We start from the raw sequence: 294 nt of genomic DNA, 5'->3' as shown, positions 1-294 counted from the left end.
GAATAACGATGAAATCACATCGTTATTCGTCAGCTTTCCAAATTGTTAAAGAGCAAGTTTTTCATCTTCTAAAGAATAAAAAACCATCTTTAAAGATTCTTAATAAAAAACCCTTAAAGATGGTGGAGCTAAGCAGGATCGAACTGCTGACCTCCTGCGTGCAAGGCAGGCGCTCTCCCAGCTGAGCTATAGCCCCGAAAATTTTGGTGGGTCTGAGTGGACTTGAACCACCGACCTCTCGCTTATCAGGCGAACGCTCTAACCACCTGAGCTACAGACCCATCTTTTACTCTA

The 294-nt window shown here is 43.5% G+C and carries 2 tRNA genes; both read right to left on the bottom strand.

Features of this window, described 5'->3' with window-relative positions:
* Positions 1–120 precede the first annotated feature (120 nt).
* Positions 121–196: transfer RNA gene (locus M9194_RS21620), tRNA-Ala, on the bottom strand.
* Between the two features lie 8 nt (positions 197–204).
* Positions 205–281 (bottom strand) — tRNA-Ile (locus M9194_RS21615).
* Positions 282–294 lie beyond the last annotated feature (13 nt).

The sequence above is a fragment of the Vibrio sinus genome, from assembly GCF_023634645.1.
Taxonomy (GTDB): domain Bacteria; phylum Pseudomonadota; class Gammaproteobacteria; order Enterobacterales; family Vibrionaceae; genus Vibrio; species Vibrio sinus.
The sequence above is the reverse complement of the archived record's forward strand: the minus strand, read 5'-3'. Positions and strand labels throughout refer to the sequence as shown.